This is a genomic window from Burkholderia sp. HI2500, from assembly GCF_002223055.1.
Taxonomy (GTDB): domain Bacteria; phylum Pseudomonadota; class Gammaproteobacteria; order Burkholderiales; family Burkholderiaceae; genus Burkholderia.
Genome location: NZ_NKFL01000006.1, coordinates 514,687 through 527,448, shown reverse-complemented (window position 1 = coordinate 527,448; position 12,762 = coordinate 514,687). Strand labels below are relative to the sequence as shown.

The window sequence follows — 12,762 nt, the reverse complement described above, 5'->3', positions numbered from 1 at the left end:
GTGAATGCCGCAATCACTCGAAAAAAACGCTGTCAAGCAGCGTGCGTGCATCACGACGGTACGCGCGGCCGACGTGCCCCGCCGGGCAGGCCACGGACGGGCCGGCCCGGCGATCATCGGTCATGCGGAAAACGGAGAACGGACCGCGTCAGGACGGCAGCCGGCGCGCCGCCAGATACGCAAGCTGCGCGCGGTTCTGCACGTTGAAGAGCTTTTCGAGCGAGCGGATATGGTGGCCGACCTTGTGCAGCGACGTGCGCAGCGCGCTCGCGATCTCCTGGTCGGACAGCCCGTGCACGAGACGGTCGAGCACCTGCTGCTGCTCGTCGCCGAGCGCGAAGCCGCGCATCCGTGCGATGCGTGCCTCGAGGAACGGCAACGCGACACGATGCACCGCGAGGCTCACCGACAGCGCACCGCCGATCACGCGATCGTCGATCCAGTCGGTGCCGTGCGTCTCCGACGTCACGTTCACCGCGACACGCAAATCGAGACGCGGGGCCGACAGGCCGAACAGCACGCCGCTATTCATCGCATGCGCGCGCAGATGGCCGGCGAGCGCCAGCATCTTGCGGTCGCCGCTGCCCTGCGCGGCCGCCTCGATCTCGTCGAGCCGCCACGCGACCGGAAAGCCGCTCTGCCGCACCTGTGCGAACCGCGGGTCGCTCTCGTAGAGCATTCCTTCGATGAACGGCTGCATGAACGTTGCGGGCGCGAGGTCGCGCAACAGATGCGCGCACAGGATGCGCCGCCCGATCATTTCGAAAGCGCCATAACCGAGCGTACTGAAACCGATTTGCCGCAAGCGCGCATGGCATTGCGCGAAATCGACCGGAGCAAGGTCGGTTTTACCGGATTCAATTTGAGCGCCGGTAAAAACGTCGTGCCCGATTGCCTGATATTGATTCGAATAAGCCGCAGTCGTTGCGATATCGGCCTGCGAAAACCACTCGACGCGTGGTGCGCCGTCAGCATATGTCATGAGGAGCCCGCCCTTTCCCAATATGTGAAACTGCGCCCCGTCACGATCTGGTCTTTTCTTTATGGATTGTCTGGTCTTCGTTATAGGCGTGCGAATAGGAATCTTCCGCCGCCATTAGTATTACGGCATATTACGCATACACAGGCATTTTTGTACAATGCCCCCGCGTTTCGTCAGGGATGACGATCGGCGCATATCACACGATGCTCGATCGCACCGCCACGAACGCCGTACACGATACGGCCGCCGCCAGGCGATGCGCGTCGATTCCGAGGGATGGCACATGTCCGATATTGCATTGCATGAAGAAGCGGTCGCCCCAACCTTTCCCCGCCCGACGCACGGGTTGAACGCGTGCCCGGACGTGCTGCGGGAGCGCCCCGTGCAGGTCGTCTGGTGCGACGACGTGAAGCGCGGCGAGCTCACGCAGCCGCACGCGCCGAAGCTCGGCGTCGCCGATACGCTCGCGCACGCGCAGAGCACGGCCGAACGCAGCCGCATCGTCGCAAGCCTGCTGCACCTGACGGGCTTCTCGACGTTCGCATACTTCGCGCTCGAATTCGCGCATGAGCGCGTCGAAAGTCTCTACCTGCACGAAGCCTTCACGCCGGCCACCTATCGCGGCGACTACGTGCGGCACAGCCATCACGACATCGACCCGCGCACGCTCGGCGCGCGCGTGTGCAACATGCCGATCGTGTGGGACCTGCAGCAGTTGCGCCGCGAACACCGCGAGCGCGACGACGGCCCGCGTGCGACGCCGGCCGCGCTCGACGGCTTCCTGCAGACGATGCACGACGACGGAATGTGCAGCGGCATCATGTATTCGATGGCCGTGCCCGGCACGCGGCTGCATGCGTTCATGAGCTTCACCGCGCCGCGCCGCACGCGCGAATGGATCACGCCGGCGACGATCGAGCAGGCGCTGTCGATCGGGCTGTCGGTGCACAAGTTCGCGTCGCCGCAGCTGATCTCGACGTCGCGCGAACGCGCGGTGAACGGGCTCACGCCGTTCGAGCAGGAGCTGCTGCTCGGCATCGCCGAAGGCGCCTCCGACAAGGAGATCGGCCGGCGCCTCGACACCAGCGCACACAACGTCGACTATCACCTGCGCAAGCTGCGCAAACGCTTCGGCGTCGCGAACCGGATCCAGCTCACGTACCTGACGTCGAAGCTCGAGCTGATCTGACGGTCGCGCGGCGTGCGCAGCATGTCGCAAGCGGACGCGTAAACGCACATGCCGGCCTCGAGGGCCGGCATGTGCGGGTTGCGGCGCGGTGCCGGGTCCGGCGCCGCTTCCTGGAAGACGGCCTGCGTTACTTCAGCAGCGTCATCTGCACCACCTTGACGATCACGAGACCGACCGCGATCACGAGATAGCCGCGCAGCACGGCCATCCAGATTCGCGTCACGACCGTCATGTTCTGCGGCTCGAGCGTGTCGAGCGGCGGCATGCGCCACGTGTCGCGCAACGAGCGATCGACGGCCGGCTCGACCACGCGCTTGTTGCGGCGGATCAATACCGTGGCGATATAGCCCGTGATCGCGAGCACGGTGCCGCCGACCAGCACGTCGACGATCGCTTCGCCGCTGATATCCGGATACATCACCGATGCCGTGAGGATGATCGACAGCAGCACGAGCACCCAGATCACCGCGCCGGTGAACACGTTGAGCTTCGTCGAGTTGACCCACGGGCCGAGCACCTGGCGGTCGTTGCACAGCACCAGCAGGAACACCGTCGCGCTCGGCAGCAGCACGCCTGCGAGCGTCTGCACGGCTTCGGTCAGCAGGCCGAGCGGGCTGCCCGGAATCAGCACGAGCGTGGCCGCGGCCGCGACGATGCCGAAATACACGAGATAGAAGCCCTTCGCATCGGACACGCCGCGGTGCAGCGAGTGGCGGATCTTGAACACGTCGCCGATCGCATAGGCCGTCGACAGCGATACGGCCGCCGCGCCGATGATGCACGCGTCGAGCAGCGCCACGGCGAACAGCGTCGCGCTCGTGCGGCCCGCATACTTCTCGAGGCCGGCGATGATGCCGCCCGCATCGGTGAAGTTGCCGGCTTCCGGATGCCCGTTGAACAGCGCGGCGCTGAACCCGATCATCGCGACCGCGCCGATCAGCACGAACACGATGCCGATCCACAGGTCGGCCTTCTCATACTTCATGAAGCGCGGCGTGATGCGCTTGTCGATCACGTAGCTCTGCTGGAAGAACAGCTGCCATGGCGCAACCGTCGTGCCGACGATGCCGATCACGAGCAGCATCACGTCCGACAGCTTCGCGTGCGCGGGCCAGTTCGGCACGAAGAAATCGCGCGACATCTGCGCGACGGGCGGATGGATCGACACGAGCACCGGCACGAGCAGCAGGCTCAGCACGCACAGCCCGATCGCGAACCGCTCGAAGCGCCTGAAGTCGCCGGTACTCACCGCGGCCATGGTCAACGCCGCGGCCACGCACACGCCGGCCACCTTCGGCAGCCCGAAGAAATCCAGCACGAACGTGATGCCGATGAACTCGGTGACGATGGTGAGCGCATTGAGCAGGAACAGGTCGATCACGCTGAACGCGCCCCAGAACTTGCCGAAGCGTTCGAAGATCAGGCGCGCGTGGCCGACACCCGTGACCGCGCCGAGGCGCAGCACCATTTCCTGGTTCACGTACAGCACGGGCACGAGCAGCAGCAGCGTCCACAGCAGCGTCGTGCCGTAGTTCTGGCCGGCCTGCGTGTAGGTGCCGAATGCACCGGCGTCGTTGTCGCCGACCATCACGATGAGGCCCGGGCCGATGATCGCGAGCAGTGTGCGCAGGCGTGCCCACCACGTGCCGCGCGAGCCGGTGTCGTGATGCGCGATCGTACCGAGCGCACCGCGGATGTCGCCCAGGTGGGCTTCGTCGAGCACGGCGCTGCGTTCGACGGCGATCGGTGGAGAAACGTTGGATGGCGTGGACATGATGTGTTCCGTACGGCTAATGGTTATTCGATGCGATGAGCGTGTGGTCTTGGAATGCGCACGTGGCGCCTGCCCTCGGGCAGTTGCACGTGCGCATGCCGAGACGCGCTCGGTGCGTCATTCAGCGGATCAACGCTTTCAGCTGGTTCAACAGGCGGGAGAACACCCGCGGACGGGCGTCGAGCATCAGCATCGCGTCGTAGCGGTTGCGCGATTCCGTGACGTGCGGGAGATTCGACAGCAGAAGGCCGAAGTTCATGATCTGGCTCCGTGCGGCGACGGCAGGCTGCCGGCCGCGTGGTGGGCGCGGGGCCAGTCCGGGGCCTGAACGACGTGTCAGGCTAGTCGGCCGGATTGTCCCTGCGACCCGGGTTCAAAAGGGTCGGTGCGTGCAACGGGCATAAGGGACAACTGTCACTGTCGTTCATGGCGGCTCCTGTGCGGTGTTCCGGAGAACACGGTTGACCGCCGTCAGGCGGGCAGGCCGGGATTCGCGAGCCGACGAAAGGCGTGCGCGAACGCGGCCGCCTGCCAGGCGGCGGTGAAACCGGCGGGCGCATGCGAAAACGCATCACGCTAACCGGCGCGAATCAGGGTGCACGTAGGAATTTGCTGCGGAGTACTGCTGCGCGCACCGTTTGCCTGGGAGACAAACGGCGGCTTCGATGAGGCGCGGACGTCGGTCGCTCAGGCGGAAATTTCGTTCGAAGATCGACTACTGCAGGCGTCCAAGGCGGCGGCCCCAAGAGTGAAGATGCCGGATTCTATGGACCGCCCAAAAGTGAAGTCAACCCCTCCAAACCCCATTTCTCGAAATAAATTTCGCGCGCCGCATCACTGAAAGAATTGCCCTTGAAAACACGTGGCGCAACCTTTCAGCGCATGCGGTGCAGCCGAGAATCGATGCGTATGAACAACGCGGCACCCCGTCAGGTCGCGCGCCCTTCGTTGCCGATCCGCTGCGCGGCCCGTGCCGGAACGGGCCGCCGAAGCGCCCGCGCAACATGCGCCATTTTTATGCGTTTTTTACTTGCGCTGCAGCAAACGACGCGAATACAATCCGCCGCAATTCATCAAGGGAGTCCCTCCGTGGACACATGCTCTAGTTGCAGTTCGATGCCGGTCCAGGCCGGCCAAGCCATCGCGAGATAGCAGCCAGACGCATGTCTTTCGCCGCTAGCTCGCATTCGTCGGGTTAGCGCGCTTCCTTCCGGGCCGGCCATCGCCGGTTCGTCCGTTGCACGCTCCATTACGTTCCACCCTCCGATCGCAGGCCGCGTCACGCGCCCGCGCTCGACCACGTCGTCCGGCCCGAGCCGGACCGGACGGAGGCAGCGTCATGTTTCTTCAATCGTTCGCGGTCAGACTCAAGCGCATCGCGCATGTCGCATGCGACCGTTCATTCGTATCCGGCCTCTCGCCGCTCGCCCACGCGTTCAGCAACTGGCGCGGCACGGCGCTCGCCCACGTGCCGGCCGCGCCCCGCCCGCTCGACTGCCTGCTGGTCGCCGTGATGGCCGCCGCGGTCGCCCTCGTCGCGCTGCTGTGCTCGGCTGCGCCGCGCCTCGGCTTCGCGCAGGTGGGCCGCATCGGCGGCTGGCTGCCGTAAGCCCCTCCGTCGTGCGGCAGCGCCACGCGCCAGGTGCCGCCGCGCCCCGGTCTCGCCACGCTTCCCGCATCACGTTTTCGTTTCTTCAGCCTAACTAATCAAACCGTCAACGGAACCCACATGAAGAACTACCTCGAACCCGTCCCGCGCAAGCGCCGCGTCAATGCGCTCGCCACGCTGCTGCTGTCGCTCGCCGCCACGCCCGCGTTCGCGCAAGCGTCGTCACCGGCCGCGGCCGAACCGGCGGCCGGCGCCAGCGACGCCGCCGCGCCCGCACAACAGGCCGCCGATGCTGCCGCGCCCGCTCCCACCGGCTTCTGGGAACGCTCGAACCTGCTCGGCAACATGGGCGGCCTGCGCGACGTGCTCGGCGATCACGGCATCACGCTGAGCCTGCAGGAAACCAGCGAGTACCTGTACAACACGTCGGGCGGCACGCATCGCGGCGGCGCGTACCAGGGGCTCACGCAATTCGGTTTCAACGTCGACACGGGCAAGGCGGTCGGCCTGCCGGGCGGCACGTTCAACGTGTCGGCGCTGCAGATTCACGGCACCAACCTCACGCAGCGCTATCTGCAGACGCTGCAGACCGCGACCGGCATCGAGGCGAATTCGACCACGCGCCTGTGGGAGCTCTGGTACCAGCAGTCGCTGCTCGACGGCAAGGTCGACGTGAAGGTCGGCCAGCAGAGCGTCGACCAGGAATTCATGGTGAGCCAGAACGCGGCGACGTTCATGAACGCCACGTTCGGCTGGCCCGTGCTGCCGTCGACCGACCTGCCGGCCGGCGGCCCCGCGTATCCGCTGTCGTCGCTCGGCGTGCGGCTGCGTGTGAAGCCGTCCGATGCGTGGACCGCGATGGTCGGCGTATTCGACGGCAACCCGGCCGGCCGCAGCGACGGCGATGCGCAGGTGCTGAACGCGCACGGCACCAACTTCAACCTGCGCAGCGGCGCATTCGTGATCGGCGAAGTGCAGTACGCGCTGAACGCGCCGCCCGCCGACCCGAAGGCGCCGCAACCGGCCGGCCTGCCGGGCACGTACAAGCTCGGCTTCTGGTATCAGTCGCAGCATGCGAACGACCCGCGCTACGGCACCGATGGCCTGTCGCTCGCGGATCCGGCGAGCAACGGCATTGCCGCCACCCATCGCGGCAACTACGGGTTCTATGCGGTCGCGGACCAGATGGTGTGGCGGCCGTCGGCCGACAGCCCGCGCTCGGTCGGCGTGTTCGCGCGCGTGATGGGCGCACCGGGCGATCGCAATATCGTCGATTTCGCGGCCAATGCAGGCGTGACGCTGAAGGCGCCGTTCAAGGGACGCGACAACGACGTCGCGGGCATCGCGGTCGGCTACGCGAAGATCGGCTCGCATGCGCGCGGCCTCGACGGCGACACGGGCGTCTACACGACGCCCGGCTATCCGGTACGCCGCGCGGAGACGGTCGTCGAAGCGACATACCAGTACCAGGTCGCGCCGTGGTGGCAACTGCAGGCCGACCTGCAGCACTTCTTCCGTCCGGGCGGCGGCATCCCGAACCCAAACGCGGCCGGTGCGCGCATCGGCGACGAAACGGTGGTCGGCGTACGCACGACGATCACGTTCTAAAGCAGGCCTGAAGCAAACACGGGCCGGACGGCCGCTTGCGCGACAGTCCGGCCCGTGCGTTTTCTGACGGTGCCAGCGCGCGGCGCGCGCCGCGCGTCACTCGCCGTACAGCCCGAGCAGTTTCAGCGTGACGCCGTTGGTCCAGCCGAAACCGTCCTGCAGCGGATATTCACCGCCCCCGCCGCCGCCCGTGCCGGCGCCTTCGACCACGTACTTCTCGACGAGCTTGCCTTCGGTCGCATACACATGCTTCACGTCGGACAGGAAGCGCGTGCCGATGTCCTTCGCAAGCGCCGGTTCGCCATAGCGGCGCAGCCCGTCGATCGCGATCCACTGCAACGGCGCCCAGCCGTTCGGCGCATCCCACTGCTGCCCGGTGTTCTCGGTGGTCGTCGCGAGGCCGCCCGGCTGCAGCAGCGTCTTGCGCACCTCGCGCGCGGTCGCCTTCGCGCGCTCGGGCCACGCCACGCCCGCGAACAATGGATACAGCGCAGCGGCCGTCACCGCGTCGCGCGGCTTGCGCTGTTGCCAGTCGTAGTCGCCGTAGTAGCCGCGGCGGTTCCACAGATAGCGGTTGATCGCGGCCGCCCGCCGCGCCGCGCGCGCGGAAAAATCGGTCACGCACGCCACGTCGCGCGTGACCGCGCAGCCCTTCACGATCGTCGTCTCGAGATGGAACATCAGGCTGTTCAGGTCGACCGGCACGATCGACGTCGTGCGGATCGTCGCGAGCGTCTTGCCGTCGCCGAACCAGCGCGAGCTGTAGTCCCAGCCGCTTTCGGCGCCCGCGCGCAGGTCGCGGTAGACCTCGTTCGCCGGACGCGCCGGCACCGACTTCGCGGTCGTCACGTCCTCGAGATACGACTCGTCGCGCGGCGTATCGCTCGCGTCCCAGTAGCGGTTCAGCACCGCACCGTCGGGCATCGCGACCACATGGCGCGTGGCCTGCCCGCGCGGCGTCGTGGCTTCGCCCTGCATCCAGTACGCATGTTCCTTGCGCAGTGCCGGCAGGTATTTCTGATAGACCTTGTCGCCTTCGGCCTGCGCGGCGAGCGTGACCATGTACGCGAAGAACGGCGGCTGCGAGCGGCTCGCGTAGTACGTGCGGTTGCCGTTCGGGATGTGCCCGATCGTGTCGATCAGATGGGCGAAGTTGTCGAGCATGTTGTCGACGAGATCCTCGCGGCCCGACACCTGCAGCCCGAGCATCGTGAAATAGGTGTCCCAGTAGTAGCCTTCGCGGAAGCGGCCGCCGGGCACGACATACGGCTTCGGCAGCGGGATCAGCGAGCTGTACGGCGGCACCGTCGTGCTCGTGCGCGTGAGCTGCGGCCACAGCCAGTCGATGTGCTGGCGCAGCGTCTGGTTCGGCGGCGGCGTCACGCCGCCTTCCGGCGGCGGCGTGAAATGCTGGGCGACGAACGCCTTCAGCGAGAAGCCCGGCTGCGATTTCTGTTGCTGATACAACTGCACGATCGTCGCCGGATCGCCATCGGGCGTCGCGTCCACGAAGGTCTTCTGGTCGGGATAGAGCTGCGCGGTCTGCACCGCGACGAACAGGTCGCCGTAGAGCTGGCTCGGCGGCGGCAGCAGCGTGCCCGAGGCGGGAGCGGCAATCGCGGCCGTAGCCGGCGGGGCCGACTGGGCAGCTGCCTGCGCGGCGGCCTGGTTCGCGTTGTCGGCCTGGGCGGCGCAGCCGGCAACGGCGAGATACGCGACGGCCAGCGCGGCAGCCCAGCGAAGACGCGGCGCGGGTGGCGCGAGAGGTGGTGAGAGTCGAGCTGAGTAACGACTTGAGAAGCGACTCGAGAAGCGCGATGCGATCGATGCGGCACGACGTGACGTCATGACGTGTCCCCTCCTTTCGATGGTGAGTGGGTCGGCACGAGGTCTCGTTCGCGCGCGCGCTCGTCTCGATGGCCCTCGATCGATGCGCGTCGTTTTGTGGTGCGAGTGGGTCTGACTGTCGCACGAAACGTGCACATCAAGCAAGTTTCGATTCGTGCAACTCGCGCAGATACAGATAACCGGACATGGCCCGCCACGCGCGCGCGTCGCGCGCATCCGCACCGGTCTCGCCGCGCGCGCCCGCTGCATCGACTCGCCGTTTCACGATCGCGAGCAGATCGTGCGCGACGAAGTCGGGCGCGGCGCATCGCGCAGCCCGAGCGCGCACAGCAGCGCCATGCAGTCGTTCTTTCCACGCCGCCGCCAACCGAGACGACTGTTGCAACATGCGGAACAACTGTTGTCGTACGTGACTCAACGGTCACATTGTGGGCATAATGGCGCCTTTACCGCGCGCCCAGCCCATGTCGCCCGTCTTTCTAGCACCGCTCATCGTTGCCTGTGCGTTGTTCATGGAAAGCGTCGACGCGAACATCATCGTCACCGCCCTTCCCGCGATGGCGAGGGACTTCGGGCACAGCCCCGTCACGTTGAACATTGCGATCACGGCCTACGTGGTCGGGCTCGGCGTGTTCATTCCGATCTGCGGCTGGCTGGCCGACCGCTTCAGCGCACGTTCCGTATTCCGCACCGCAATCGGCATCTTCGTCGTCGGCTCGCTGATGTGCGCGGCCTCCAATTCCCTCGGCGTGCTCACGTTCGCGCGCTTCATCCAGGGCGTGGGCGGCGCGATGATGGTGCCCGTCGGCCGCATCATCATCTTCCGCGCCGTGCCGCGCTCGGACCTCGTGCGCGCGATGAACTACCTGGCGATTCCCGCGCTGTTCGGGCCCACGGTCGGGCCGCTCGTCGGCGGCTTCATCACGACCTACCTGCACTGGCGGATGATCTTCTTCATCAACGTGCCGATCGGCATCTACGGGATCTATCTCGCCAGCAAGCACATCGCGAACACGCGCGAGCCCGATCCGGGCCCGCTCGACTGGTTCGGCTTCCTGCTGTCGGCCAGCGGCGCCGCGCTGCTACTGATGGGCCTCACGCTGATCGACGGCTCGCTCACGTCACGCTCGAACGCGCTCGTCATGTGCGTGGCCGGCACCGCCCTGCTCGCGCTGTACGTACCGTACGCGCGCCGCAAGGAGCGACCGGTGCTCGACCTCAGCTTCCTCAAGATCCCCACGTATCACGCGAGCGTCGTCGGCGGGTCGCTGTTCCGTATCGGCCTCGGCGCGGTGCCGTTCCTGCTGCCGCTCGCGCTGCAGGAAGGGCTCGGCATGAGCGCGTTCCATTCAGGGCTCATCACGTGCGCGTCCGCGTTCGGCGGCGCGATGAGCCGCTCGACGGCCACCCACACGCTGCGCCGCTTCGGCTTCCGCACGGTGCTGATCTACAACGCGGCCTTCGCGGGGCTCGCGATCGCCGCGTACGGCGTGTTCCATCCCGGCATGGCGACCTGGGCGATCTGGCTGATCGTGCTCGTCGGCGGCATCTTCCCGGCGCTGCAGTTCACGAGCCTGAACTCGATGATCTATGCGGACATCTCGCCGCGCGACGCGGGCCGCGCGACGAGCCTCGGCAGCGTCGTGCAGCAGATGTCGCTCGGCCTGGGCGTGACGGTCGCCGGCCTCGTGCTGCACATTTCGCACTGGCTGCAGGGCCATCAGAAGATGATGTGGTCGGATTTCTGGCCCGCGTTTCTCGTGGTCGGGCTGTGCTCGTTCGCGTCGATTCCGATCACGCGGCGGCTGCCGCCCGGCGCCGGCGACGAAGTCGCGCGCGGCAAGCGGCAATAGCGATCAGGCAGACGGGCGGGAAATCACGAGAGGGGCCAAACGGGCAAAAGGAAAAACCGCCCGCGAAGCAAAACCGGAAAATACAAAAAAATCAGCGGACATCCACACGGGGCCGGTGCACAGCCGCATGGATGTCCGCTCAGGGCTCCGGGTCTCCCGATGGGGGTTGAGAATCCCGGATTCACTTCCTGCGTGCCATGGACATATGTGCGTCGGAAGCAAAATCGTTGCGCGTGTTTATCGTTGCGCCATGAACTGCACTATAGGGAAACTTGCGCAACGCATCTGTCAAGCATTGTCAGACGCGGTGCATCGGCACGTCGCACGCGCGCGCCGCTTTCGCGCTAAAGTGGTTCCCGACCATCACTCCCGGCCGCCCTTCCGATGCTTACGCTCTCGACCGCCGCCGCCCGCGCGCTGCATCTCGCCGCGCAAGGCCTGCTGACGCCGCCCCGCCGCAAGGCAACCAAATCCGACGTGCTCGACACGATCCGCCGGATGGCGCAGCTGCAGATCGACACCATTCACGTCGTCGCGCGCAGCCCGTATCTCGTGCTGTTCAGCCGTCTCGGCGATTTCTCGCCGCAGTGGCTCGACGAACATCTCGCCGAGGCGCGCCTGTTCGAATACTGGTCGCACGAAGCGTGCTTCCTGCCGGTCGAGCAGTTCGGCCTGATGCGCTACAAGATGCTCGATCCGTCGGGAATGGGCTGGAAATACGCGGCCGAGTGGCATGAGCAGAATCGTCCCGACATCGAGCGGCTGCTCGCGCGGATTCGGGCCGAGGGCCCGGTACGGTCGGCCGATTTCGCCCGCGAGGATGGTGTGAAAGGCAACGGCTGGTGGGATCGCAAGCCCGAGAAGCGGCACCTGGAAGTGCTGTTCACGACGGGCGACCTGATGGTGTCGGAACGCCGCAATTTCCAGCGCGTGTACGACGTGCGCGAGCGCGTGCTGCCCGACTGGGACGACACGCGCGACCTGCCGCCGCGCCACGCCGTGCTGCCCGCGCTGCTCGACTACACGTGCCGGGCGCTCGGTGTCGTGCGCGCGGACTGGGTGGCCGACTACTATCGGCTGCCGCGCCGCTCCTACCGCACGGAGCTCGAGCAGCTCGCGGACGCGGGCGACCTGATCCCGGTGGCGATCGACGACTGGAAGGAGCCCGCCTACGTGCATCGCTCGCTCGAAGCGTTGCTGCCGGCCGCGGAGGCCGACACGCTGCGCTCCACGGTCACGACGCTGCTGTCGCCGTTCGATCCGGTGGTATGGGACCGGCGGCGTGCGTCGACGCTGTTCGGATTCGACTACACGATCGAATGCTATACGCCCGGGCACAAGCGGCGTTACGGCTATTTCTGCCTGCCGGTGCTGCATCGCGGGCGGCTGGTCGGGCGCATCGACGCGAAGGCGCATCGCACGCTCGGCACGTTCGAACTGAAGGCCGTGCATGTCGAGCCTGGCGTGCGGTTCGGCACGGGGCTCGCAGCCGATGTCGCGAAGGCGGTGAAGAAGCTCGCGGCGTGGCACGGCACGCCGGAAGTCACGGTCGGGCAGCAGGCCCCGCCGGAGCTGGTGAAGGCGCTGGCCGGCGCGTAGCCGCCCACGCAGCCGGCTGGCACGGCGGCGGCGCGGATGTCTACGCGCCGGCCGTCAATCAGTCGCGCAACTTGCGGAAACGCGGCGTGCCGTCTTCGAGGTTCCCGTTGAACATCGCTTCCGGCCGTACCCACAGCCCGCGCGCATGCGGCCACAGGTGTTCGTACACGACCACCGATTCCTCGGTTTCGGAATGGCGGGCGACGCCGATGTAGCGGTACAGCCCGCCCTTGTAATGGCGATGCGTCGCGAGCTGTTCGGCTTCCTGTTCGGTCATGATGGGCTTCTCTTCGGCAAAAA

The 12,762-nt window shown here is 66.6% G+C and carries 11 protein-coding genes; 5 read left to right on the top strand and 6 right to left on the bottom strand.

The features are described from left to right. Positions 1–148: 148 nt before the first annotated feature. On the bottom strand, positions 149–982 hold the full coding sequence (locus CFB45_RS20095) for a helix-turn-helix transcriptional regulator (protein WP_089427049.1): 834 nt from the start codon (positions 980–982) through the stop codon (positions 149–151). A 283-nt stretch (positions 983–1,265) separates the two neighbouring features. On the opposite strand from CFB45_RS20095, the gene CFB45_RS20090 reads away from it, so the two are divergent. Beyond that, positions 1,266–2,171 carry a helix-turn-helix transcriptional regulator gene (locus CFB45_RS20090; protein ID WP_089427048.1) on the top strand — a complete coding sequence of 302 codons (906 nt, stop codon included), beginning with the start codon at positions 1,266–1,268 and terminating at the stop codon, positions 2,169–2,171. A gap of 127 nt (positions 2,172–2,298) precedes the next feature. Here the strand turns inward: CFB45_RS20090 and CFB45_RS20085 are convergent, their stop codons facing one another. Together CFB45_RS20085 and CFB45_RS39065 are read right to left on the bottom strand one after the other, a co-directional pair. Then, positions 2,299–3,945 (bottom strand): Nramp family divalent metal transporter, encoded by a 1,647-nt coding sequence (locus CFB45_RS20085; RefSeq protein WP_089427047.1) that lies wholly within the window; start codon positions 3,943–3,945, stop codon positions 2,299–2,301. Between the two features lie 121 nt (positions 3,946–4,066). Further along, positions 4,067–4,204 carry a hypothetical protein gene (locus CFB45_RS39065; RefSeq protein ID WP_179255081.1) on the bottom strand — a complete coding sequence of 46 codons (138 nt, stop codon included), beginning with the start codon at positions 4,202–4,204 and terminating at the stop codon, positions 4,067–4,069. A 1,080-nt stretch (positions 4,205–5,284) separates the two neighbouring features. On the opposite strand from CFB45_RS39065, the gene CFB45_RS20080 reads away from it, so the two are divergent. Both CFB45_RS20080 and CFB45_RS20075 read left to right on the top strand, forming a co-directional pair. After that, positions 5,285–5,554, top strand: coding sequence for a hypothetical protein (locus tag CFB45_RS20080; protein ID WP_089427046.1), 270 nt, complete (start codon positions 5,285–5,287; stop codon positions 5,552–5,554). Positions 5,555–5,674: 120 nt separating this feature from the next. Further along, positions 5,675–7,162 (top strand): carbohydrate porin, encoded by a 1,488-nt coding sequence (locus tag CFB45_RS20075; RefSeq protein WP_089427045.1) that lies wholly within the window; start codon positions 5,675–5,677, stop codon positions 7,160–7,162. A gap of 96 nt (positions 7,163–7,258) precedes the next feature. Here the strand turns inward: CFB45_RS20075 and treA are convergent, their stop codons facing one another. Then, positions 7,259–9,010 (bottom strand): alpha,alpha-trehalase TreA, encoded by a 1,752-nt coding sequence (gene treA / locus CFB45_RS20070; RefSeq protein ID WP_089427044.1) that lies wholly within the window; start codon positions 9,008–9,010, stop codon positions 7,259–7,261. Positions 9,011–9,146: 136 nt separating this feature from the next. Continuing rightward, entirely contained in the window at positions 9,147–9,398 is a 252-nt protein-coding gene (locus CFB45_RS20065; protein ID WP_373558416.1) for a hypothetical protein, read from the bottom strand. Between the two features lie 76 nt (positions 9,399–9,474). Here CFB45_RS20065 and CFB45_RS20060 point away from each other — a divergent pair, with 76 nt between their 5' ends. Together CFB45_RS20060 and CFB45_RS20055 are read left to right on the top strand one after the other, a co-directional pair. After that, the gene (locus CFB45_RS20060) at positions 9,475–10,863 is read left to right on the top strand and encodes an MFS transporter (protein WP_089427043.1); all 1,389 of its coding nucleotides are present in this window, start codon (positions 9,475–9,477) and stop codon (positions 10,861–10,863) included. Positions 10,864–11,247: 384 nt separating this feature from the next. Next, positions 11,248–12,462, top strand: a complete 1,215-nt coding sequence (locus tag CFB45_RS20055; protein ID WP_089427042.1) for a winged helix-turn-helix domain-containing protein — start codon at positions 11,248–11,250, stop codon at positions 12,460–12,462. A 58-nt stretch (positions 12,463–12,520) separates the two neighbouring features. Here CFB45_RS20055 and CFB45_RS20050 read toward each other — a convergent pair whose 3' ends face one another. Beyond that, a complete protein-coding gene (locus CFB45_RS20050) occupies positions 12,521–12,739 on the bottom strand; it encodes a DUF1653 domain-containing protein (RefSeq protein ID WP_006480837.1) in 219 nt (72 codons plus the stop codon). Positions 12,740–12,762: the final 23 nt, after the last annotated feature.

What these genes read in the sequence shown, in the direction of transcription:
- CFB45_RS20095 (WP_089427049.1), bottom strand. Translation starts at nt 982, where the DNA reads ATGACATATGCTGACGGCGCACCACGCGTCGAGTGGTTTTCGCAGGCC.
- CFB45_RS20090 (WP_089427048.1), top strand. Translation starts at nt 1,266, where the DNA reads ATGTCCGATATTGCATTGCATGAAGAAGCGGTCGCCCCAACCTTTCCC.
- CFB45_RS20065 (WP_373558416.1), bottom strand. Translation starts at nt 9,398, where the DNA reads ATGTTGCAACAGTCGTCTCGGTTGGCGGCGGCGTGGAAAGAACGACTG.
- CFB45_RS20085 (WP_089427047.1), bottom strand. Translation starts at nt 3,945, where the DNA reads ATGTCCACGCCATCCAACGTTTCTCCACCGATCGCCGTCGAACGCAGC.
- CFB45_RS20060 (WP_089427043.1), top strand. Translation starts at nt 9,475, where the DNA reads ATGTCGCCCGTCTTTCTAGCACCGCTCATCGTTGCCTGTGCGTTGTTC.
- CFB45_RS20075 (WP_089427045.1), top strand. Translation starts at nt 5,675, where the DNA reads ATGAAGAACTACCTCGAACCCGTCCCGCGCAAGCGCCGCGTCAATGCG.
- CFB45_RS20055 (WP_089427042.1), top strand. Translation starts at nt 11,248, where the DNA reads ATGCTTACGCTCTCGACCGCCGCCGCCCGCGCGCTGCATCTCGCCGCG.
- CFB45_RS20080 (WP_089427046.1), top strand. Translation starts at nt 5,285, where the DNA reads ATGTTTCTTCAATCGTTCGCGGTCAGACTCAAGCGCATCGCGCATGTC.
- treA (WP_089427044.1), bottom strand. Translation starts at nt 9,010, where the DNA reads ATGACGTCACGTCGTGCCGCATCGATCGCATCGCGCTTCTCGAGTCGC.
- CFB45_RS20050 (WP_006480837.1), bottom strand. Translation starts at nt 12,739, where the DNA reads ATGACCGAACAGGAAGCCGAACAGCTCGCGACGCATCGCCATTACAAG.
- CFB45_RS39065 (WP_179255081.1), bottom strand. Translation starts at nt 4,204, where the DNA reads ATGAACTTCGGCCTTCTGCTGTCGAATCTCCCGCACGTCACGGAATCG.